Annotated in this window: 17 protein-coding genes; 16 read left to right on the plus strand and 1 reads right to left on the minus strand. The window is 45.1% G+C overall.

Annotated elements, in window-relative coordinates:
• Positions 1 to 12: 12 nt before the first annotated feature.
• The 11 genes from AC58P7_RS02800 (at position 13) to AC58P7_RS02850 (ending at position 15128) form a co-directional block, all read left to right on the plus strand.
• The gene (locus AC58P7_RS02800; RefSeq protein WP_497339874.1) at positions 13 to 936 is read left to right on the plus strand and encodes a nucleoside hydrolase; all 924 of its coding nucleotides are present in this window, start codon (positions 13 to 15) and stop codon (positions 934 to 936) included.
• A 238-nt stretch (positions 937 to 1174) separates the two neighbouring features.
• On the plus strand, positions 1175 to 2467 hold the full coding sequence (locus AC58P7_RS02805) for an ABC transporter substrate-binding protein (protein WP_497339875.1): 1293 nt from the start codon (positions 1175 to 1177) through the stop codon (positions 2465 to 2467).
• An 80-nt stretch (positions 2468 to 2547) separates the two neighbouring features.
• Positions 2548 to 3453, plus strand: coding sequence for a carbohydrate ABC transporter permease (locus AC58P7_RS02810; protein ID WP_497339876.1), 906 nt, complete (start codon positions 2548 to 2550; stop codon positions 3451 to 3453).
• A complete protein-coding gene (locus AC58P7_RS02815; RefSeq protein WP_497339877.1) occupies positions 3443 to 4279 on the plus strand; it encodes a carbohydrate ABC transporter permease in 837 nt (278 codons plus the stop codon). The genes AC58P7_RS02810 and AC58P7_RS02815 overlap by 11 nt, the downstream gene beginning before the upstream one ends.
• Positions 4280 to 4303: 24 nt before the next feature.
• A complete protein-coding gene (locus tag AC58P7_RS02820; RefSeq protein ID WP_497339878.1) occupies positions 4304 to 6721 on the plus strand; it encodes an alpha-L-rhamnosidase-related protein in 2418 nt (805 codons plus the stop codon).
• Between the two features lie 99 nt (positions 6722 to 6820).
• Positions 6821 to 8542, plus strand: coding sequence for a cache domain-containing sensor histidine kinase (locus AC58P7_RS02825; RefSeq protein ID WP_497339879.1), 1722 nt, complete (start codon positions 6821 to 6823; stop codon positions 8540 to 8542).
• A 29-nt stretch (positions 8543 to 8571) separates the two neighbouring features.
• Positions 8572 to 10164: a response regulator transcription factor gene (locus AC58P7_RS02830; RefSeq protein ID WP_497339880.1), complete on the plus strand. Its 1593-nt coding sequence runs from the start codon at positions 8572 to 8574 to the stop codon at positions 10162 to 10164.
• A gap of 154 nt (positions 10165 to 10318) precedes the next feature.
• The gene (locus AC58P7_RS02835) at positions 10319 to 10933 is read left to right on the plus strand and encodes an SGNH/GDSL hydrolase family protein (protein WP_497339954.1); all 615 of its coding nucleotides are present in this window, start codon (positions 10319 to 10321) and stop codon (positions 10931 to 10933) included.
• A complete protein-coding gene (locus AC58P7_RS02840; RefSeq protein WP_497339881.1) occupies positions 10920 to 11171 on the plus strand; it encodes a DUF3502 domain-containing protein in 252 nt (83 codons plus the stop codon). The genes AC58P7_RS02835 and AC58P7_RS02840 overlap by 14 nt, the downstream gene beginning before the upstream one ends.
• Before the next feature lie 216 nt (positions 11172 to 11387).
• On the plus strand, positions 11388 to 12938 hold the full coding sequence (locus AC58P7_RS02845) for a glycoside hydrolase family 43 protein (RefSeq protein WP_497339882.1): 1551 nt from the start codon (positions 11388 to 11390) through the stop codon (positions 12936 to 12938).
• 96 nt (positions 12939 to 13034) lie between these two features.
• A complete protein-coding gene (locus AC58P7_RS02850; protein WP_497339883.1) occupies positions 13035 to 15128 on the plus strand; it encodes a beta-galactosidase in 2094 nt (697 codons plus the stop codon).
• Between the two features lie 414 nt (positions 15129 to 15542).
• Here the strand turns inward: AC58P7_RS02850 and AC58P7_RS02855 are convergent, their stop codons facing one another.
• The gene (locus AC58P7_RS02855; protein ID WP_497339884.1) at positions 15543 to 16787 is read right to left on the minus strand and encodes a helix-turn-helix domain-containing protein; all 1245 of its coding nucleotides are present in this window, start codon (positions 16785 to 16787) and stop codon (positions 15543 to 15545) included.
• 131 nt (positions 16788 to 16918) lie between these two features.
• On the opposite strand from AC58P7_RS02855, the gene AC58P7_RS02860 reads away from it, so the two are divergent.
• The 5 genes from AC58P7_RS02860 to AC58P7_RS02880 all read left to right on the plus strand — a co-directional run bounded on the left by AC58P7_RS02860 (position 16919) and on the right by AC58P7_RS02880 (position 24040).
• On the plus strand, positions 16919 to 18337 hold the full coding sequence (locus tag AC58P7_RS02860) for an MFS transporter (RefSeq protein ID WP_497339885.1): 1419 nt from the start codon (positions 16919 to 16921) through the stop codon (positions 18335 to 18337).
• A gap of 226 nt (positions 18338 to 18563) precedes the next feature.
• Entirely contained in the window at positions 18564 to 19529 is a 966-nt protein-coding gene (locus AC58P7_RS02865) for an ABC transporter permease (protein WP_497339886.1), read from the plus strand.
• A gap of 12 nt (positions 19530 to 19541) precedes the next feature.
• On the plus strand, positions 19542 to 20429 hold the full coding sequence (locus tag AC58P7_RS02870; protein WP_497339887.1) for a carbohydrate ABC transporter permease: 888 nt from the start codon (positions 19542 to 19544) through the stop codon (positions 20427 to 20429).
• A gap of 149 nt (positions 20430 to 20578) precedes the next feature.
• On the plus strand, positions 20579 to 22129 hold the full coding sequence (locus AC58P7_RS02875) for an ABC transporter substrate-binding protein (protein WP_497339888.1): 1551 nt from the start codon (positions 20579 to 20581) through the stop codon (positions 22127 to 22129).
• Between the two features lie 141 nt (positions 22130 to 22270).
• On the plus strand, positions 22271 to 24040 hold the full coding sequence (locus AC58P7_RS02880) for a sensor histidine kinase (RefSeq protein ID WP_497339889.1): 1770 nt from the start codon (positions 22271 to 22273) through the stop codon (positions 24038 to 24040).
• Positions 24041 to 24064 lie beyond the last annotated feature (24 nt).

Here is a 24064-nt window from a genome sequence, read left to right on the forward strand (position 1 = left end):
GGAGGTTAAAACATGATCTACGATAAGTACAGTTATACGGTACCAAGCCAAAAACAGATTCGAGTTATTATGGACACAGATGCAAAGAATGAAGCGGACGATCAATATGCGATTGTTCATGCACTGCTTAGTCCGAAATTCGATAATAGAGGGATTATCGCTGCGCATTTTGGGCAATGGAGATCTCAAACCAGCATGAATGACAGTTATGATGAAATCGTAAAGATTCTGGAACTTATGAAGTTTAAAAATGATAATTTTATTTTCAAGGGTGCTCCACAGGCGCTTTCGGATGAATTGACACCGGTCCCCTCTGCAGGAGCAGAGCTTATCATAAAAGAAGCGATGTCCGAAGATCCGAGGCCTTTGTTTGTCACTTTTTTAGGACCTCTTACGGATATGGCTTCCGCACTGTTAATAGAGCCTCAAATCGCTGATAGATTAACTGTGATCTGGATCGGTGGAGGCGCATATCCAACTGGTGAAGCAGAATATAACTTGTGGAACGATATTCATGCGGCAAACGTCGTATTTAAGTCCAAGGTCCCATTGTGGCAGGTACCCAAAAACGTCTATCAGCGTGTCATGGTTTCGATGGCCGAGTTGGAGTACCGTGTCAAGCCGCATGGGGAACTGGGGAACTATCTTTTTGAACAGCTTGTCGAATTTGGACATACCGAGGCCGCAATCAATACCGCAATTCGAACAGGCGAATGCTGGTGCTTGGGTGATTCTCCTACTGTAGGACTGTTGCTTTGTGATCATGAATACCATTATGATTGGTTACCGGCGCCGGAGTTCACACAGGATATGAGGTATATACACGAACGAAATAACCGACCGATTCGCGTTTATAAAGATGTTAACAGCAGATTTATCCTGGAAGATTTTTATGTTAAACTGGCGATGTTTATTGAAAAACAAAAAATACGGTGAGTGAAAATAAACGGAGCCGAATGAGTAGGGGAGACGTTATAGTCTGCCCTTTTTTTGTTTGGGAGCTAGGTTAAGTATGAGCGAAATTAGGAGACAATAACAAAGGAAGTTTCCATCCGGATCAAAGAAAAACTAAAGTTATTGTAGATTTTCTAAATACAAGCTGGACTCCTATACTCGTATAATAAGGCTTAGAAAGCGCGCGCATTCAAAATAAATAGTAGCGGGAGGGTCTAACATGGCATTTGCTAAGAAATCAAGCATTGTTCTGAGCTTTACAGTATGTTTAGCACTATTGGTAAGCGCTTGCGGCAGTCAAACGAACAGTTCCTCGACATCAACCGGGGCTTCCAAAGAAGGAAATAGCGACTCTACAGGCAAAAAGACGAAGCTCACGCTGATGATTGCCTGGCCGGGGGATGCAATCGGGAAAAAAGAAGAAGAGTTAGTGGCCAAGCATTTCGCTGACAAATATGACATCACCTTTAAACCAGTCGTTGACCCTGAAAAGACGATTAAAACAACGATCGCATCAGGCGAACCGGTTGATCTCGCATTTTATTGGACTGGCGCCATGGACACCTTCGTTAACGCCAAAATGGCGCTGGATCTCACGCCTTATCTGAATGCCAATGGCGGCGAATGGAAGAATACTTTCATAGACGGCACCTTGGATAAGGGAGTCTACAACAGCAAGACATATGCGGTCCCGATTACCCCCGTATATTTCATGATGTTGGCGAATAAAGACCTCCTGGATAAAGCAGGTGTCACCTTGTCGGACCAACCGACATGGGATGAATTTAAGAATGTGCTGCCTACCGTTAAAGAAAAACTAGGTATCACACCTTTTGGGAATAGTTGGGTGGGTTGGATGCATAGAGGTCTTCTTTTCTCGATTTGGCCGGATGATGCCAAATTGCAGCAGTGGTCAAAAGGCCAAATTCCTTTTACCGATCCATTAGTTGTGAAAGCTTTCGATGAAACAAAGGCGATTTACGATAAGGAATATGCGTATCCGGGCAAAGGCGCGCTTACCGTGACTCAGGACCAGGTATTAACTGCGTTCAAGTCCGAAAAGATCGCGATTATGGCGTACATCAATTTTCAAGCAAGTCAAGTAATCAAGGATTCGGGTATGAAAAATGTACAGGTTTTAAGCTGGCCTCATATGGGATCGCGTACAAAAGTGCCGGGCGATGCCAACGGATACATGATTCCGGCAAATGCGAAGCATCCGGAAGCTTCAATTGAGATCTTGAAATATTTGACGGGTTCGGAAATTGCTCAAAACAGAGTTGATAGCGGTGCTCCGGTTTCGGTCAAAGGCGTGAAAATATCCGATCCTAAAATGGCACTTTATGCTAAGGATGCAGGTAACCTCTATGTTGAGAAAGAAATCAGTGCTCTTTCTCCGAAAATAAGCGAATATCTTGACTCTAGAATGCCAGCGAACTACATCTTCGATCCGAAGAAAACGCTGGAAGAGCTTGAAAAACTGAGATTGGAAGCCATCCAGCCGCAAAAATAACAAATAAAAATTAAATCGATCATGGGCATAAGCGACTTGTCTTATGCCCGTTATTGTTCCAAGCAGAAGGAGGACATAAGGTGCCACGACTAGCAAAAGGTCAGTCCTTGCATATCAAGACGCGAATGTTGGGGATTGCGATACTGATTCCGGCGGCTTTTTTTATCACATTTACGATGATCGTCCCGATCGGGTGGAATTTCATCTTATCTTTTGCGAAATGGAGCCCATTATCAAACATTCAAATGGTCGGTCTGGATAATTATATTCATCTATTTCAGGATTCTACTACCCTTAAAGGGTTCAAATATTCCATTATGATTGCGATTGTATCTTCCTTTGTTGCCCTTTTGTTAGGGCTGTTGCTGGCATTATTGGTATATAGGACCGGCAACAAGGAGGGAGCGATATTACGGTTGATCTTTTTTGCTCCGAATATGATGCCTTTTATAGTCATCGGACTTTTGTTTGCTTTTATGTTAAGTCCCGATATGGGTCTTATCAATCAGTTATTCCGGTTGATCGGAATGAAAAGTCTTGAGCACGCCTGGCTTTCCGAACCCGGGCTTGTACTGTGGACCATATCCGTGGTAAATGGTTGGAAAGGTTGCGGAGGCGTGATGATGCTGTTATATACGGCCATACTTTCGATTCCGGCTTCCATGTTTGAAGCTGCGCGTCTCGAAGGGGCAAGCTACTTCCGCCAAATTCGAATCATAATCTTGCCGCTTATTATGCCGACCATCCGTTTGGTCTCGATGTTAGTCCTTATAGGTTCCTTTAAAGCCTATGATATTGTCTATACCATGACCAAGGGTGGGCCCGGCGATTACTCGAAAATCGTGCCGATCCAGATGCTGGATACAGGATTCTTTTACAATGAATTTGGATATGCCGCCGCGATCGGAGTCTTGTTTACCGTACTAGTGGCCGTCATTATGTACATTTCACAAAAAATCGCAAAAGGGGATGTCTATGAGTATTAAAAGCTGGAATTCAACTCTTCTCATACGTCTGATCCTGATTGTATTTGCGGCAGTAAACATATACCCGGTTCTCTTCACTGTTTTCACCTCATTAAAGACAACCGAAGAGTTTTATTCGAATTTATGGTCGTTTCCGAGTCGATTTCATTTTGAGAATTATATCGAGGCATTTAAGGTTGGGCATCTGGGCGATTATTTCTTTAACAGCATTGTGATTGTGATTGTGACGCTGTTAGCCGCAACAGTTTTGGCGACATTCGCTGCGTATGCGCTGGCGAGATTGCGCGTTCCCTTCACAGGGGCAATCGTAGGCATATTATTCATCTTGATGATCTTGCCAGCAGAGTCCATGATTATTCCACTTTACATGATGATGTCAAAGTTGAAGTTGTTTCAAGTCATCTATTTGCCTATCGTTTTCGTGTATGTTGGATGGCTTTTGCCAGGGACTATCGTCATTCTTCGCAATTTTTTCCTTTCCATTCCGAATGAATTGCTGGAATCGGCGAGAATAGACGGCTGCAGTGAGCTCAGTACGATGTTCAGGATCGTGTTTCCACTCTCGGGAGCAGCCGTCGCCACATGTACCGTATTTAATTTCGGTTTCGCATGGGGAGAATTGATGTGGGCGAAAATTGCCACCTTGACGACAGATAAAGGGGTGCCGATCTCTGTTGGCCTGATTAATTTTCAAGGACAATACACGACGAACTGGCCCTTAATGACAGCTGGCATGTGTATGGTTCTTCTCCCGCTTATTGTTCTCTTTATTTTCTTGCAAAAATACTTCGTTCAAGGCTTAACTTCCGGGGCGGTGAAAGGATGACCGAATCGGCGGAAAGGAGACGCAATGACACATACAAAAGCACAAACAGAGGAGTGCAAGCTTAACGGAGCCTACTGGATTATACCTTCAAGGGAAGCTTATGAGTTTAAAGGCCTTACACCTGATGTAAAAGAAAATAGGTTTGTTTATTACCGGCATGTCGTGCATCTGGATGAGCCCGCTTCATTGGAAGTGTCCATCAGCGCCAACAGTCGCTATCGATTGTGGATCAATGGAGAGCCGGTCGTCTCCGGACCGTTAAAGGGAGATCGCTGGAGACATTATTACGAGACGCTGGACGTTAGTTCCAGTTTGCGGCCGGGGCTTAACCTATTCGCCGTTCAAGTGTGGTCGCTGAACTCTTACTTAGTTAATGATCCGGAACGGTCCGATCAACCTTTATTTTCCATCACATCGTTGCCGGTCGGTCCGAGACTTGCCATAAGCGGGACTTGTATGAACCCCCACGGAGAGCCTATGGCGGAAATTACAACCGGCTTGGCCGATTGGCGCGTATGGGTTGACGACGCGGTGACGTTCCACTCAGACGACAAATATACGATATTTCTCGGGGCGATTGCGGAACGGGTGAATGCGGAGCGCCTTCCGGAAGGATGGAAGCATCGGAATGAGCCTGGCGGGACTTGGCTAGCGGCGGAGAAGAGCGAGCCTTGTCTTGGAATAGGAGATCCTTATCCCTGGTTCATCGTCCCCCAGCTTCCTCTTGTTCAGAGACCCGTTCCCCTGTTGTACGAGTGGGGGCGTGAATTTCTTCGTGAAATGCCTATTCGCAATGAAGACTTCCGACCTTTCAGCTTTACCGTTACGCAGGAAGAAAATGGTTGGGTCGAGATTCCACAGCACAGCCACGTTGTCGTCGAGCTGGATGCGGGAGAGTTAACTACAGGTTACCTCGCGTATTCAATCGAGCTCGGTAAAGGGGCGCGTATCGCGTTTCGCTACGCAGAACGTTACTTTCAGCTGGGTCACGAGAAAGACAATACCTTAAGGGACGATGCTAGGAACGGTGTCATCAAAGGTTATGAAGATGTTTATTATCCTTCCGGCGGATCCGAGCTGTACGCCCCCTTTTGGCTCAGAACGTTTCGTTTTGTCAGGATCGAGGTACAAACGGCAGAACAGCCGGTACGTATGCGGCGTCCTTCGTACAGAGAAAGCGCCTATCCGCTTGAGCCTCGTTCTTCTGTTCGTTCAACAGTGCCCTGGGTGCAGCCTTTATGGAACATCAGTTTGAGAACGTTGCAGCTCTGCATGCATGAGACCTATGAGGACTGTCCATATTACGAGCAGATGCAGTTTATTATGGATACAAGACTCCAGGCTTTATTTACGTATAGTGTCGGAGGCGATACCGGTCTTATTCGAAAAGCGTTGGAGGACTTTCACAGCTCGCTGCTTCCCGAAGGGATAACCCAGAATCGGTTCCCAAGTACGATGGTACAAATTATCCCCTCGTTTTCGCTGCATGTGATTTTTATGCTTCACGATTATTACTGGCACACGGGCGAGACGGACCTGATCAAAAAATATCGCCCCACTGTAGACGCTATCCTGGATTGGTTTGACCGTAAGGTAGGCAGTTCTGGTCTTGTGGAGAGGATCGGGTATTGGGCGTATATCGATTGGGTAAAGGAGTGGTCGTGGGGAGAGCCGTCCGCCGGCAGGAAGGGACCTTCTACCGTCCATAACCTGGTTTACGCCAGCGCGTTGCAGGCAGGTGCGCAGTTAAACTATGCTACGGGACGGCAGCAAGTCGGCGAGGAATACGAAGAGCGTGCCCGCCGCATCCTTACCTCCATTGAACGTCTCTGCTGGTCAGAGGAACAGGGAATGTACCGTGAAGGTCCTGCATTCGAGGAGTACAGCCAGCATGCGCAGCTATGGGCGGTGCTTACCGGACTCTGCGAGGGTGATAAAGCAAAGAGCGTCTTGAACCGGGCGCTTGATGAGCCGCACGTATTGAAATGTTCGTTCTCCATGGCGTATTTCCTGTTTCGGGCGTTGGAAAAAGCCGGTCTGTATGAACGAACGGCCGAGCTGCTGAATGATTGGATTGAACTACTTCCATTTAATTTGACCACTCTTCCTGAGACGCCATGGGAGTCGCGAAGCGATTGCCACGCGTGGAGCGCGCTGCCTTTGTACGAATTCGTCCATTGTATATTGGGCCTTAAAGGCGCAAAACCCGGATGGAGCGAGATTCTGATCGAGCCTCAAACCTTGAATCTCCCGGAGATGAACGGCGACATTTCCACGCCGGTCGGCATGGTATCCATCGCTTGGAATCAGACGGAAACTTCATTTTCCATATCTGGCAAGGTGCCCGACGGCATTTCGTTCAGAATTCGATGGAATGGAAAAATCGAACGTTTTTACGAAAACGGCGGTGCATTTCACGAAACGCTTTCATTCCTGTCTTAACATCCAGCACGGCGAAAGGGTAAAATAGAAATGAGTAGAGCGGCTTGGTTTGCACTATGCCGTTCTATTCGTTATTGATAGGTGCTTACTCCCGGGAGCGTGATCAACATCAGAATGAAATTCAAGGACTTGCCTTTAATCATTAAATTAACTCTATGCATAGCGGTTTTGATTATTTTGCCCTTAATCGTCATGGGATTTTACTTAAACAACCAATTTGCCGCTTTGACACTAAATAAATCCAATGAAATCGCCCTCCAAACATTGAAGCAGACGAAACAAAATTTTCAATCATTGTTCGCGGATACGAACGACATTTCGACCCGAATTTTATCCAATGAGCTTGTTCAAGAGTTCGCTAAAGGCGAATACAACAAAGAGCTCGATTATGACAGAATCTATTGGAATTTGAACTCTTGGTTGGATGATGTCGTAGGATCCAAAAAAAATTATCGTTCGATCAGTCTGTACTCAGGCAATGATTTGATCATTCAAAAAGGAAATTCGGTTCCGAAATTGGATCAGTCCGCAATGGAACATGCGGTGCAGGAACAAGGGAAAGGTTTTTGGCGGACAGGATCAGGGACGATCTCCTACTATCGCGGAATTATGGACTTTGAAAAAATGGGTAGAATGATTGCAGTAGAAAGACTTGATATTAACGAAGAAATTCTTTATCAATATTATAAAAACATCAATTCTTATGCGGGATCTCACATTTTTCTTTTGGATTCTAACGGAATCGTCTTATCTTCAACGGAAAGAAACAAGATTGGAGACAAGATTGATCACTTCGATTTATTTCAAAAAAAAATTCTAATGAAAAATGGTTATTTTACCACCGATATCGAAAATGCGAGACATATTATGCTCTTTTATACGATCGAGGAAACTAACTGGACGCTGGTTCAGATCATCCCGGAAAAGTCATTTACATTGTTGAAATCAACAATAAACACAGTTTTGCTGATTGTTATTGTGCTATGCCTCATCTTTGGCATGTTATTCTCCTTTGTTCTGCACAAATATTTGCTTAGGCCGTTGCTGCAATTGCGTAAAGAAATGATGAAGCTTAAGACCGGCAATTTTAACATTTCTTTGAGGATCGATTCTAAAGATGAAATTGGTGAGATCAGCAACGGATTCCTGCGGATGGTAGAGCAGCTGAAAGAAACGATCAATGACGTTTATTTGACCAAAATCAAGCAAAGAGAAGCCGAATTCAAGGCGCTGGAATCACAAATCAACCCTCATTTTTTATACAATACCTTGGATTCGATTCATTGGCTGGCTATCAAGCAGAAAAACTACGATGTCAGCGAGCAAATTGAAGCCCTTGCAGAAATATTCAGGCACGTTCTGAATAAGGGAGAACCGTTTGTCACCATTGGTCAAGAGATTGATTTTTTGGAAAATTATATGTTTATTCAGAAACGGAAGTATGGGGAACGCATTAAGCTTTATATCGATGCCGCGCCAGACCTTATGAACAATAAAATGCCTAAATTGGTTCTGCAGCCTTTGGTTGAAAATGCGATCTTTCATGGGTTGGAGCAGGTCGTCGAGGGAGGCATAATCGAAGTCAAAATAACTAGAGCAGACCAGGGGATTCGGTTAATGGTAATGGATAACGGTATGGGGACCGATGCAACTAAAATCCATAAAATGATGAGCAATATCGAGGAAGCGAAACACGTATTTGCCTTGAAAAATATCGATGATAGAATAAAAACCAGTTATGGCGAACCATTTGGTCTCTATTTTACAAGCAAGGTCGGGGTTGGTACGAAAGTCGAGGTGCTCATTCCACTTATCGTTTAACTGTTTAACGGAAAGGCAGGGGAGTCAGAATGAAGCTGTTAATCGCAGACGATGATGAACAAATCAGATCGGGCATTGAGCAAGGGATCGATTGGTCCGCTTTGGACATCAAGCAGGTCATTACAGCTTCAAATGGCCTTGAGGCACTGGAACGGTTTACCGAACTGCAGCCGGAGATCGTGATCACGGATGTGAGAATGCCCGGAATGGACGGAATGAAGCTTCTGGAGAAAATAAAGGAGATCAATCCTAGAACAAGGGTCATCATCTTAAGCGGTTATAACGATTTCGAGTATCTGAAGAAAGCGATTCAATTGGATGCCGTAGATTACGAAATGAAGCCCATTCGTGCACGAAGTTTAATCGCTTTGATCCAAAAGGTTAAGGATGACATTATTCGAGAACGGGTTTCGGAGCAAGAGTTTCAAAAATATCTGGAGTCCTTTAAGAGCAATTTCGGAGAAGAACTTCTAAATGGCAATATTACGGACCGTTTGATCATACTGGAAGGCTTGCAGCAGTACTATGGTTTCGATGGAACGCAATCACTCATCTGTATAGCAGCAAACCTTGATGGTGATTGGAAAAAGCATTCGGATCAATCGAAGATCGCCGCGGACACCATTTACAGTCTTTTTGCATCTAGTGATTTAGCTGCGCGGGGGATCTGTTTAAGGTCAAAAGAAGAGAAAATGGTTTTCTTGGTGACGCTAGAAACGAAGTCCTACTTATTCTATCGCCAATATGCGAATGAATTGGTGATTCGATTGCGGTCTTGGAATCGCGAGACGAGGTCCCTATGTCAAATGTCGTTCTCGGCCGGAATCAGCAGCCCGGGCAATGTTTCGGAATTCGTAAAGCTGTATCAGGAAGCTTATCAGGCGTTTTCTTTGAGGTTATACGAGGGCAACGGCTCAATCCAAGTCTATAATAAAACAGCTGAATTAAGTGATAAAACGATTGTCGGTTTGCTGGAAAACGCAGAATTTATCTTGCAATTGTCCCGAGGGGATATTGCTTCCGCTACGACGATGGTGAATAACGAATTTGAGCGTATGAAGAAAGAACGTGAATATAGCAGAAAAAGTGTGGCCGCCTATTTGCGAAATTTGCTTCACTTTTTCACGGTCACGAATAGAAACGTTCTTGCTGATCGGAGCGAACAGATTCAAAGCAAAATTGATTTTATTGAAGGAAATGCGGATTACCTTTCGATCGAAGAATTCAGGGAAATCGTTGTCTCTGTTTTCGAGGAGACCGGCACGCACTTCTCCAAAGATCTCAGTCCGGTGATGATCCGTGCGGACGAGTTTATCCGCAAAAACTTTACGCGCGAACTTACGGTAGAGATGCTCTCGGAGCATGTGGGCAAGACACCAAACTATTTCAGCCATCTGTTCAAGCGCGAATTTGGAATCTCCTTTAAGGAATATGTAGCACGATTAAGAATAGCGAAGGCGAAAGAACTCATTATCCATACAAACGATCTCATCTATGAAATTAGCGAGAAAGTCGGTTTTTCTGATTACACTTATTTTACGCAGGTGTTTAAAAAAATAGAGGGTTATCCGCCTGCCGTATTGAGGAGGCAGCCTTCGGAAGATGAGTTAAGGAGAAACTAAATAGTTGTAGTTCTTCCCCAATTCGGTAATGGACTGCGATTCGCTTAAAGAGTATGCATGTATAGCTGTGAATCGAGAATTGATCAAAAAAAACTAATCTATTTGTCGAGAGGATGAACGTGAAGTGAAGATCGAGCAATTTGATAAGCTGGTCATGATTGGTGATTCGGTAACTGATTGTGAGCGCGCCAAACCGGTTGGCGAGGGATTGTTTGGAGCAATTGGCAAAGGGTATGTGTCCATTGTGGATGGGTTGCTGAATGGGGTTTATCCCGAGCTGCAAATTCGCACGGTAAATATGGGGATAAGCGGAAATACGGTACAGGATCTTAAAGCACGATGGCAAACCGATGTGCTTAATCAGAATCCGGATTGGTTATCCATTATGATTGGCATTAACGATGTATGGAGGCAGTTTGACTCACCGCTGCAAAAAGAAATACATGTCAATCTTGAAAACTATGAAAAGACGTTACGAGAATTAGTGAATACAACGCGTCCTCTGGTCAAAGGAATCGTGTTGATGACTCCTTTTTACATAGAACCGAATCCGCAGGATGCCATGCGTTCTGCGATGGATCAATACGGTGGAGTAGTGAAAAAGATAGCGGAAGAAACAGGGGCCATTTTCGTAAATACACAAGCTGCTTTCGAGCCTGTCCTTCAATCCTACTACCCGGCTCATTTGGCTTGGGATCGAGTACATCCGAATCATGTCGGCCATACGATTTTGGCTAAAGCCTTTCTAGAGGGTATTGGATTTACTTGAGAAATCTGCTCGACCGAACCCTCTGAGCGGGTTTACCTTTAATCCTGCCAATGTGCAAACGGAATTTGCCAACGTCACGGCGGTAATCAAAGAATATTATTCGCCGCTGGATACAGGCAGTACAAAAGATGTGGACAAAGCACTTGCAGAGTTTAATGAGAAGCTGAAGAAAGCCGGCATCGACAAGATTATCGCAGAGATACAAGCGCAAATTGATAAGTGGAAGACGTCGAAATAACACAAAGAATAAGCTGACTGAATTGTAAACTTTATATTGCCGACAAAAAGTGCTGCCACGATTCGTGGAGCACTTTTTGAGTGAAATAAAACTCACACATCGATTTCATACAATTATACTGTGTTCTGTACCATATATCGAAAAGGGCTCATGTTATAATGTCTGCCTGATGAAGGAATTAACGTCAAACTTTATGGCGATGTAAGGAGGCTCGATATGTCGATTGCTGCACAGCATTATACAAACCCGGTTATTCCGGGCTTTCATCCGGATCCAAGCATCTGTAGAGTAGGATCCGACTTTTATTTAGTTACCAGCTCATTTCAATATTTTCCCGGGGTACCAATCTTCCATAGCCGTGATCTCGTTCACTGGAGACAAATCGGACACTGCTTGACCCGACAGAGCCAGCTGGATCTCGAAGGATGCAGAAGCTCGTTGGGGATATACGCTCCGACCCTACGTTTCCATCAAGGCCGGTTCTATATGATCACCACGAATATGAAAAGCTTCCGCAATTTTTACGTTTGGGCCGAAAAACCGGAGGGGCCTTGGTCCGAGCCGGTTTGGCTTGATTGGCCGGGTATTGATCCGTCTCTGTTTTTTGATGAGGATGGACGTGTTTATATTGCTGGGACGAATAGTTTCACAGAGCAAGAGCCTGCTGGAATCTACCAAGCAGAGATTGAGTTGGAAACCGGAAAGCTCTTGTCCGAACGCAGTCTGATTTGGAAAGGCACTGGCGGCTTAGCGCCTGAGGGACCGCATTTATACCGAACCCAGGACAAGTACTACCTGATGATTGCGGAGGGCGGAACCGACTATGGCCATATGGTCACGATTGCCCGTAGCAGCAGCCTTAATGGACCGTTCGAAAGCAATCCTCGCAATCCGATTCTTACCCACCGGAGCTCTGATCGTACTATTCAAGCTACGGGGCACGCGGATCTCGTTCAACTGGAGGACGGCAGCTGGTGGGCTGTCTTCTTGGGCATACGCCCGGTCTCCATTCCCTTCGAAGGACGGCATCATCACTTGGGACGCGAGACTTTTCTGGCTCCAGTCACTTGGTCTTCGGATGGGTGGCCCGTTTTCGGAGATGGAGGAAAGGTGTCGGAGCGGATGGATGCTGGTACGCTTCAACTCGAAGCCGAGACGCCTTGGGTGGAAAAGGATGAGTTTGAAGACAATCAACTTCAGCCCTATTGGAACTTCTTGAGGAATCCGGGAGCCGGGGATTGGTCCCTTGAAGAACGGCCTGGCTGGCTGACCCTTCGCGGTTCATCCACTACCTTGAACGATATCGGGTCTCCCGCGTTCGTAGGCAGGCGGCTGCAGCATTTCCGATGCTCCGTTTCAACGCTGTTAAGCTTTGAACCGATTCAGGAAGGTGAGGAAGCAGGACTAACTGTTTATATGAGTGAGCGATTCCACTATGAGATCGCGCTGGCTTATGATTCGGAAGGGGGCCGTAAAATGATATTTCGGCGCCGTCTTGGTTCCTTATGGAAGGTCGAGCTCGAAGAAGCGGTTGAAGGCTGTGAGCTTATTCTTGGATTGGAAGCCGATGCTTCCAACTACTCTTTTTTCTATACTAAACCTAATGGGGAACGAAAGCTCTTTGGTTCCGGCGAATGTTCTATGCTGTCCACTGAAGTGGCTGGCGGATACACGGGTGTATACATTGGGCTTTATGCAACGGGGAATGGACGATCGTGCACGGTCCCTGCCTATTTTGACTGGTTCCAATACACGCCGCTGACGTAAAGGAAAAAACGTTGTCCAATAGCTATCTTGATTGGAATTTCAGTCATGGCACTTTAAGAACAATAAGTGAGTATTACGATTTTAGGAGCGATATTTATGACATCGACATCGAAACACGTTCAGATAAGCCGAAAGCTACCTGTCCTCATGCACGGCGCCGATTATAATCCCGATCAATGGCTGCACGATCCGAAGGTGCTGGAGGAAGATATTCGGTTGATGAAGCTGGCCGGGTGCAACGTAATGGCGATCGGTATATTCTCGTGGGCTATGCTTGAGCCCGAGGAAGGCCTTTTTCATTTCGAATGGATGGATCAGTTACTGGAACGCTTTGCGCAGAACGGGATATACGCCTGGCTATCAACGCCGACAGCTGCCCGTCCGGCCTGGATGTCCGCCAAATATCCGGAAGTGCTGCGCGTAGAGGCGAATCGTGTCCGCAACCTTCACGGGAAACGGGCTAACCATTGCTACACCTCCCCTGTATATCGGGAGAAGACTGCTATCATAAACGGCAAGCTGGCTGAGCGTTATGCCAATCATCCTGCGGTTATCGGCTGGCATATTTCCAATGAATACCACGGCGATTGCCATTGTCTCTATTGTCAGGATGCCTTCCGCGGATGGCTGAAGAAAAAATATGGGACCCTGGACGCAGTGAATGCAGCCTGGTGGACGAGCTTTTGGGCCCATACCTATACGGACTGGTCTCAAGTGGAATCTCCCGCTCCCCATGGCGAGAACGAGCTTCATGGACACAATCTGGACTGGCGGCGATTCGTGACGGATCAAACCATCAATTTTTGCCAGCATGAGATTAGAACGGTGAAGGGAGCCAATCCGGAGCTGCCGGTTACCACAAATATGCATATGGTCGAAACGTTGGATTACCGTAAGTTTGCGAACGTACTGGACGTGATCTCCTGGGACGCATACCCGTCCTGGCATAAAGAAAAGAATGATATCGAGGCTGGCGCTTCCGTGGCGTTCTATCACGACTTATTCCGCTCAATCATGGGGAAGCCGTTCCTTCTGATGGAAAGCACGCCCAGCCAATTGAACTGGCATCCTGCCAGCAAGCTGAAACAGCCGGGCATGCATCGTCTGTCCTCCCTGCAGGCGATCGCCCACGGTTCGGATTCCGTGCAGTACTTCCAGTGGCGTAAGAGCCGCGGCTCCAGCGAGAAGTTTCATGGCGCCGTCGTGGACCACGCGGGGCACGAGCATACGCGCGTTTTCCGGGATGTGGCGGATCTGGGCAAAACGTTGGGAGACATCTCGGAAGTGACAGGGACATCGACGCCGGCCGAAACGGCGATCTTATTCGACTGGGATAACCGTTGGGCAATAAAGGATGCTCAAGGTCCACGCAATATGGGGATCCATTACGAGGAGGCGGTTATCGCTCATCATTGTGCATTCTGGGAACATGGTGTGCCAACGGATGTCATCGGAAGCGAAGACGATTTCGGGCGGTATAAAGTGATTGTCGCACCTATGCTGTACCTTTGCCGTGAAGATACCGGACTAAAGCTGGAGCGATTCGTCGAGAACGGTGGAACTTTGGTAGCAACCTATTGGTCAGGTATTGTCGATGAGCATGATCTGTGCCATCTCGGAGGTTTCCCCGGACCGCTTCGTAAGACGTTAGGCATATGGGCTGAGGAAATCGAAGGCTTGTACGATGAAGACCGGAACGGATTGGCGATGTTACCTGACAATAAGCTTGGCCTAACCGGAACCTTTGAGGCTCACGAAATCTGCGAGCTGATCCATGCAGAGAACGCCGAATTACTGGGGGTGTACACGGACAGCTTCTATGCGGGCCGTCCGGCTCTGACAGTCAATAATCTTGGCAAGGGGCGAGCGTATTATATGGCGACACGGTTGAAGCAAGATTTCCTTAAAGCTTTCTATAAAGAGATCGTTCGTGAAGCGGATGTAGCCCGTGTCCTGAACGCGGAGCTTCCTACAGGCGTAACGGCTCAATTGCGGACAGATGGAGAGACGGATTATGTATTCGTCATGAACTTCAGCGGCGAAGCTCTGCAGGTTAACCTGGATGAACGCAGCTACACCGATCTGGAGAATGGCCAGCCCATAGAAGGTTCGCTGTCGCTGCCCATCAACGGTATTCGGATATTGAAACGTAAGGCATACGGTTTATATGAACCAAAAGTATCACTATGACCTTGCAGTAAAACGGATTAATGGACTCAAGAAGGTAATATTCCGGACTGTGGCCCACAAGAAAGACAACTTTGAAAAAGTGGCCTTCTTGTGGGTCTTTTGTGTTTTAATCAGAGAATTGAAAAAGGAGCATTTGGCTGTGGGAATTTATATCGAATCTTATTTACCGAAGAAACCATGAGAAGATTAGAGGAGAATTCGAATGTTCAGCGTGTATCCGTTCCCTTAAAACTGGTTTTGATCTGGATCGCATTAGTTCTAAAAAACGAAGCATAGTTTAAAACGCAGGCGTGATACGTATGCTAAGTAAGGTGAATCGGGACTTCGGGAAGAGCGGTGAGGCAAAGATGACTTTTGGGACAGCCCTCTGGTCTTTATAAGGTCCCGACTTTTCGATATAAGCCTTGAGTATATTCAGATCAAACGAATTCCGTTCCTGTATTGCTTAGGCGTTACTCCTGCGTGTTTCTTGAATACTTTAACGAAATGGGATTGATCATAGAAAGTGAGCCGCGCCCCAATCGATGAAATCGTGTCGTTGGAATAGTCAAGCAGCTTCTTTGCCTCTTCAATTCGTTCCCTTTGGATGTAGTTCATCAATGTTAAGCCGGTTTCCTTCTTGAATAACTTTGACAAATAGTCGGGGTTGAGTCCGGACAGCTCCGAAAGCTTCTCTATTGTTATTTCTACAAATAGATGACGGTAGATGTATTCCTTGCACACATGGACCGATTTGGTAACACTGTTTTTACGGCAGTGGTCGACACGGTCTGCGAAATCCAACAATGCTTGAATCGCTGCTGCCTCTACCATGGTGACTTCGTTCAGTTCTTCGATATGCTGAACATGCAAGTCGCAGAGCGTATAGCCTAATTCCTCATACAGCCCTCCTTCAACAGCCGCACGCATGCTAATGGCGACACCACATATGGCGAGATTCTTAACGTTTCTAAGCTGGCTTCGTTTCGAGAGTCCCTTGTTTTCACCGGGTGGGACTTCAGCTAGCCGCTTCATCAACTCTGGTTTATTCCCGCTTCGAATTAAGGCAAGAAGTTGATTCGCACCTTCGATTCCCTCATTGAAGAGGGAAGACTCTCTGCGATCCGCGAGTGCAAGTTCGACTTTCTGCTTCTGTTGATTCAGTAATCTATATTGCAAGCTGGATTGGAGTACGTCCGTGATGTCCAAAGTTTCCTGATTGATCGTCCAATTTGTCAACACACTGATATGCAGCATTCGCATGCGGTTCATGATCGGAAGGTTGTGCCAATATTCCATCCATGTCGTTCTCTCCTGATTCGGGATTCCGTAATCGTTCATAAGATTGGCGCAAATCTCGTCGCTGGGTTTTTGCCGGATAGCGGGGCCAATAACGATGTCGGCTTGATATTGTCCGTTTCGTTTTACTGGCAGAATGATAAATAGCTCCATCAAATCGGTTTCGCGAATAACCGGACCATTGAGGTTTGTTCCTTGACTAGCCACAGATCGGAAAAGTTCAGTCTGATCGGAAAAGAAAGGATGGTTTGGAAGGTCGACGCTCCAGATAGCTTCCACATGAAAGTCTGAAACCGGATTGCAATAAACTGGAAGCTGTAAGCTTTCATGAATCTGTTTGCACAAAAAATCCAAGTCGGGAAGATCATTAGTTGTGGACATTGCTCGTACCTCTATTTCATACAATTTATCTCTCTATTATACCATATATTAAATCGAATGTATGTCATAATCGTTTATGAAAGTGTTTACACTAACTATCCCAAATACAACGATGAATGGTGGAAAATGTTATGGGTGCAACTAGAGCAATAAAACCTGTAGATATTGGGGAATTTGAAGAGCCAAAACTAAAGTTAAGTGAAAAGATAGCCCTCGTGATCGGCAACGCACCGAATACTTTTCATTATCAAATGATTCAAACGTATTTGCTCTTCTTCTATACTGATTTTATGAGAATTAATCCAACTTATATAGCCCTGTTATTTTTAGTTATTCGTATAATTGATGCTCTAGCAGCACCAATTTTCGGAGCTTTTATTGATAAGATAAAGACACCATGGGGAAAATACACACCGTGGTTTGTACTCTTAGGTGTACCTTTTGGTATTACTGGATGGTTAACGTTTACAGTCCCTAACTTAAGTCCTACCGGAAATTTAGTGTATGCAGTAATAACGTATACATTTTATAGTGTAGTATCAGCAATTATCACATTACCGGCTAATGCGATAGTACCTACTGTTACTAAACGAGTTGACGAGAGGGTATCTCTGGGGCAATTTGGATTTCTTTTTATTATTGCAGGAGCTCTAATTGTTGCAGTTGGTGCAGTGCCCATATACAAAGCCTTAGGTGGCGGTGATGATGCCAAGGGATTATCTATATTTATGGGAATAGCTGCTGTTTTTACAGTCTTAACGGCAATATATCAGGCAACTAAAATAAAGGAAAGATATATCGTTCAGAAGAGTAAGGAAGTAAAATCGCCTTCATTTAAACAAATGTATGTAGCTACCTTTACAAATAAAGCTGCTGTAATCATATATATAGGTTTATTTGGAAGTTCGTTGTCAGCTGGGGTAAGGTCATCTGTTCAAATTCATTTTTTTAAATATTTTTTCCACAATGAAGGCTTGATGGCTATTATGGGAATCGTGGGTTTGGTTCCGTCTCTCATTGGCGTAGCCTTAAGTCAACTGGTAATTAAGCGGTTTGGTTTGAAAGCTACTATTTTAGCCAGCTTTGTAGTGGGTCTCATCACATGCCCCATATTGTTATACATACCGGCTAATAATACTGGTCTAGTGATTTTTATAGTTATATCAGTTATTACTACTCTATTCGGTGCATTAGGTAGTCCTGCCCAAGGGGCATTGATGCCGGCGGCAATCGATTATACCGAATGGAAGACTGGACTGAATATCAATGCATTTATGAGTTCTTTCAATGGTTTTATTCAAACCTTTGCAACTGCTTTGTCAGGTGCAATAGCCGCTGGGGCACTGACTGTTATAGGATATGTACCGGGAGTTGAACAAAGTAGTTCTACACTTTTTGGATTTAAGGTATTAATATTTGTTCTGCCCGTAGTGTTGGGTTCACTTGCAGTATCCATCGTATGGTTTGATCTAACTGAAGAAAAACAAATTCAAATTGCAAAAGAACTTGCAGAGCGAAGAAAAAATGCGGAAAGTAATCCAGCCATTTAATACGCTGTTTAATCAATCCCCCCAGCCACTGAAATGAAAAGGTTGGGGGGATCTTGCATACATGGACTGAATTCGGCCTACAGAAGATTGGAATCAGGGACGATAGAGCTTAAAGAAGTCAGCAAAATGATACTGAAGAAGTCATCATATTGTTAGTTAGCGAAATGCCCTTCACTTATCATAAGGACTAAGACACACAATAAAAACAAAAGGAAGGGAACTTAATATGGAACAAGCAGCATCACCAATTGCCGTACAAACAGGCGTGAAAGTAAAGAAAAAGAAGGCCCATTCCAAGAAACATTGGACACTCCTTTTGATGATGATTCCAAGCCTTCTGTATCTCTTTTTCAACAATTACCTTCCCATGATTGGAATCATCATTGCCTTCAAGAAAGTGAATTTCGCAAAAGGCTTTCTGAAAAGCGATTGGGTCGGGTTCGATAATTTCGAATACCTCTTCAAGACTTCCGATGCGTTCATCATAACGCGAAATACAATTCTTTATAACCTCGTGTTCATCGTGCTGGGAACGGTACTAGCCTTAGCCGTAGCGATCCTATTGAACGAGATCAAAAACAAAAGGCTACTAAAGGCGTACCAGAGTATCATTACGCTGCCTCATTTGATTTCCATGGTCATCGTTAGTTATCTAGTTTACGCTTTGCTTAGCTCGGAAACTGGTTTTATGAACAATACGGTACTTCCCTGGTTTGGAATCAAAGATGGGATCTCGTGGTACTCAGAAGCCAAGTATTGGCCTGTTATCCTGACCCTGGTGCATTTCTGGGCTAGCATCGGTTATTCCAGCATCATCTACTTTGCCGCTCTGCTCGGCATTGAAGAAGAATACTACGAAGCGGCGAGGATCGACGGTGCAGGCCGCCTGCGTCAGATTTTTCATATTACGCTGCCGATTCTGAGGCCGGTTGTCATCATGCTTACTATTCTCAGCATTGGCCGAATTTTCTATTCGGACTTCGGATTATTCTATCAGATTCCCATGGCTTCCGGGGCTCTGTTCAACACGACGTCAACCATTGATACTTATGTATTCAGAGGATTGTTGGGTGGCGGGGATCTCGGGATGACAGCCGCGGCGGGATTCTACCAATCTATCGTCGGCTTTGTACTCGTCATTCTTACGAACTATATCGTACGCCGTTTTAGTAAAGAAAATGCATTATTTTAAGGAGTTGACCTTATGAAAAATGAAAGCAGAGGCTTGACATGGTTCAGCCATATCGTCTTGTTGCTGTTCACAGCTGCCTGCCTCATACCATTCGTGTTGCTGATCTCAGCATCGCTCACGGACCAGAATGCCATCACCGCCTACGGCTATTCCTTCATTCCCCAAAAATTCAGTTTTGTTGCATACGACTATCTGATAGAGTCAGGATCGGAAATTGCACGTGCTTACGGTGTTACCATTTTCGTTACCGTGGTCGGAACGTCCGCAGGCTTAGTCCTCACGACATTATTGGCGTATCCTCTCTCCAGGAGCGTAACGCCGTATCGCAACTTGATTATGTTCCTTGTTTTCATTACGATGTTGTTTTCAGGAGGTCTAATACCTTCATACCTCGTGTATACGCAAATCTTTCATATTAAGAACACGATCTGGGCACTGATTGTGCCAGGTATGCTCATGAACGGATTTTATGTGATGCTCATGAGAACGTTCTTCCAGGCGTCCATTCCGGGAGCATTGCTCGAATCGGCGCAGTTGGATGGAGCAGGAGAATTACGAATCTTCTGGTCGGTTGTGCGACCACTGTCGACCCCGATTCTGGCGACGATCGGATTGTTCCAGTCCATCATGTATTGGAATGATTGGTCGCTTGGTATGATCTATATTACCAATCCGAAGTTGTTCAGCATTCAGAATCTATTGAACCGAATTATGCAAGACATTGACTATATCAAGACCAATATGGTGGGGAACAACGCCAATGAAGCTTTGGCTCAAATGCCGTCGGATTCGATTCGGATGGCGATGGCTGTGATTGGGGTACTCCCTATTCTGCTCGCGTATCCGTTCTTCCAGAAGTACTTTATTAAAGGGATTATGAACGGCGCTGTGAAGGGATAGGGTGATCTCTGAGATTCGGTATTGTATGTCGGAATTGTTGAATAAAGTCATGAAAACGCTAATAAAAAAGTCAGACGAGTGTTAGCGGTGTAAGTGACTGCAAGCTATGATAATGATGTAGTCGACAAACTTAACTGGGGGGAAGTACAGTGGTTTTAAAAAAGAAAATGAATCTTGTTAGTTTGGCCCTTGTCGCGGCGTTAGGAATGAGTGGGCTTACCGCATGCTCGTCGTCCAACGGTGACAGTACCGCGTCTCCGAAATCAACTACTGAGACGGCTAGTCCAGGTTCCAGTACAACTCCGAACAATGCAACGAAAGATCCTTATGAAATAACGCTTGCCTATCCGGTCTTTGGAGCAATCCCGAAGGATAAGGAAACTGTTCAAACCGAAATCAGCAAAATCGCACAAGCTAAAATCAATGCTACCGTTAAGTTGGTACCCATAAGCATCGGACAATTTGCGCAACAAATGAATTTGATGATGTCCAGCAATGAAAAGCTTGATTTGGCTATTACTTTTGGGGCAGATGGCTCCTACACTAAACAAGCGTTAGCTGATCAGTTCAAACCTATTGATGAACTGGTAGCGAAATACGGCAATGGGATTAAGCAAGCAGTTGGAACCAATTTCTTGGACAGCGCTAAATTCAACGGGAAGCTGTACGGCGTACCTACCCTACACGATTATGGCGGAGGTTCCGTAATCTATATGCGCAAGGACTTGGTTACTAAATACAAGATCGATGTGACTTCCATCCATTCGTTGGATGATTTGAATCAAGTATTTAAGACGATCAAGGAGAACGAACCCGGAATCACTCCGCTAGGTTTAGGCGGTACTCCACTTGACGCATTTTATACACATGATATTCTTTCTGATCGCATCGGTGTTCTGCCTGGTTATGATAATGGATTAAAAGTAGAAGATTATTTTGAATCCAAGGAATATGCCGATTGGGTTAATCGGTTCCACAGCTGGTTCAAAGAGGGGTACATCAACAAGGATGCAGCTACGACTCAACAATCAGCCCAAGATATCATGAAAGGGAATAAGGCGTTTGCTTACTTTGGCAGGTTTACACCTGGGTCTCTCGAGGAGACAAATCGTCAGATTGGGATGGAAGCGGTCGTTGTTGACTTCCTGAAGAGTAACTATACGACAACTTCCGATGTGCTTACCGGGTTATGGACCATTCCCCAAACTTCCAAAAATCCAGAACGTGCCATGATGTTCCTCAACCTCATGTATAGCGATAAAGACATTGCTAATTTATTGATATGGGGCATCGAGGGAAAACACTACGTGAAGGTGTCGGATAATGTGATCGATTACCCGGCTGGAATAACTCCGCAAACAGTTGGTTATGCCAGTACAAATTGGCTCATGGGCAATCCGTTTCTATCTTACACGCAAAAAACGGATGACCCTGAGCATTGGAATAAAATTAAGGCATTCAATGATGGAACCAAAAAATCAAAAGCCCTCGGATTTATATTCAATCCGGATCCGGTCCGAAACGAAATAACAGCCATCAAGAATGTATTGGGTCAGTATAGAAAAGGGCTTGAGACAGGAACGCTAGATCCAGCCAGTAATTTGCCGGACTTTATCGCCAAGTTGAAGGCTGCGGGTGTTGATAAAGTCATCACTGAGAAGCAGAAGCAACTTGACGCTTGGGCTGCTATGAAGAAGTAATTAGTAAACCGTCTTAAATAGGGAGACTCCAATCGCATGTTGGTTGGAGTCTCTTGCGCCTATCCAGTAGAATCCAGGAATTGGAGTTGGTTATAATATTAGTAAGAAGATCTCATTTTCAAGCAGCGGGGAGCCGGAGATATGAACAACTTACGCCTCAGATTGCATTGGTGGACACTTTCGATTAGGACCAAGCTTACAGTCAGCGTCATCATTATGACTGTCCCTCTTGTGGCTATGCTTATCTACAATAACTTCTACGCGATCGACGTCGTTCGTGGACAGGTATCCGGTTCTTACAAGAACTCGTTGAATCTCTATATGAGTCAGATTGATTCTGGTTTGAACGATGCGGATTCTTACATGAGCTCCATTGTTGGCAACGGTTACGATATGCAGTTACTGTCCCAAGCGGTAACGGAGGAGGAATATTACTCATCGAAGTTATATATGTACAATAAGTTAATCAAGGACATCTATTTATATCGCTCTGTTGAGAGCTTCTTCGTTTACGAAGAGCAAAGAAAAGATTTCATGACAGTCTCTACCGCCCAAAATATAACGAATGCGGAGAATGAGCAGATTCAAAACTTTATTTCAGATTTGATCAACACTAAAAGGATTCCCAAAGGGAGCCGTGAGAAACGGTGGCAGTATTACCGTATCGGATCTGCGTATTATTTAGTCAATATCGTTCAATTCGGACACGCCTACCTTGGCTCCTGGTTGAGAACGGAGAAACTGCTAAGTCCTCTGCAGTCTCTAGATCTGGGTAAGGGAGGAATGATCCTGCTCTCCAACGAAGAAGGGGAACCGCTCTCAGATACAACTTTCATTCGGGACAATGGTATCCAACTGCAAGCCAGTCTTAACGAGTATTACTTGTCTGGTGCGCACGAGAGATATTTAATCGTCGGCTCGAACTCTACAAAGGGGAATATTAATCTGGTTGCACTCATACCGGATCAACATATACTTGCCAAACTTCCCTATCTGCAACGAATTATTTGGTTTATGACGATTGCCGCCATGTTTTTTATTCCGTTAGGACTTTACTCAATGAGGCGTTCGATAGTCATTCCTCTGATCCGCATTATCAGTGTCATGAAGAAGGTCCGTGGCGGCGACTGGAGCATTCGGGTGGAATTGGATAAATCTTCGAACGAGTTTAAATTGCTCGGCGATTCGTTCAATTCCATGATGACCGAGATTCAGATTCTTCGGGTGAACGTCTTTGAGGAGCAGCTTAATAAGCAAAGGGAAGAGCTGCAACGATTGCAACTACAAGTGAATCCCCATTTTTTTCTGAATGCGCTCAACATCATATATAACCTGGCCAAAGTCAAGAACTTCGAGCTGATTCTGGAGATGACGCTATCTTTAATTCAATACTTCCGCTTCATGTTCCGAAGCAACACATCGTTCGTCAAGCTGTCGGACGAGCTTGATCACACACGAAATTATTTGCGTATTCAGGACTTGCGATTCCGGAATCAATTGACATGGAACATTAAAGTCCCTGTTTATTTGACAGATATCCCCGTGCCTCCTCTGCTTATTCAGTCGTTCGTGGAGAATTCGATTAAGCATGCGGTCACTTTAGAACATCCCGTTCATATCGAAGTCAGTATCGACTTCGAAGCAGTCGATAAGAGGGGCTCTCGGATATATGTCCGGATTCAAGATACCGGAAAAGGATTCGAGGAGAATGTTCTTGAAAAGCTTCAGGCGGGCCGAAGTATCGTGAACGAGCGAGGCGAACAAACGGGGATCTGGAATGTACACCGGAGGATTAAACTGCTATACGGCGATACCGCGTCCATCCAGTATAGCAATGATAAAGCTGCCGGAGGGGCGGTCGTTGAGATCTGTCTTCCAATCAACCCGGATAGCCTATCGAATTTTGAATAATTTGAATTGATCTCTTGGAGGAAA

This window comes from Paenibacillus sp. J22FR5 (genome assembly GCF_059691975.1).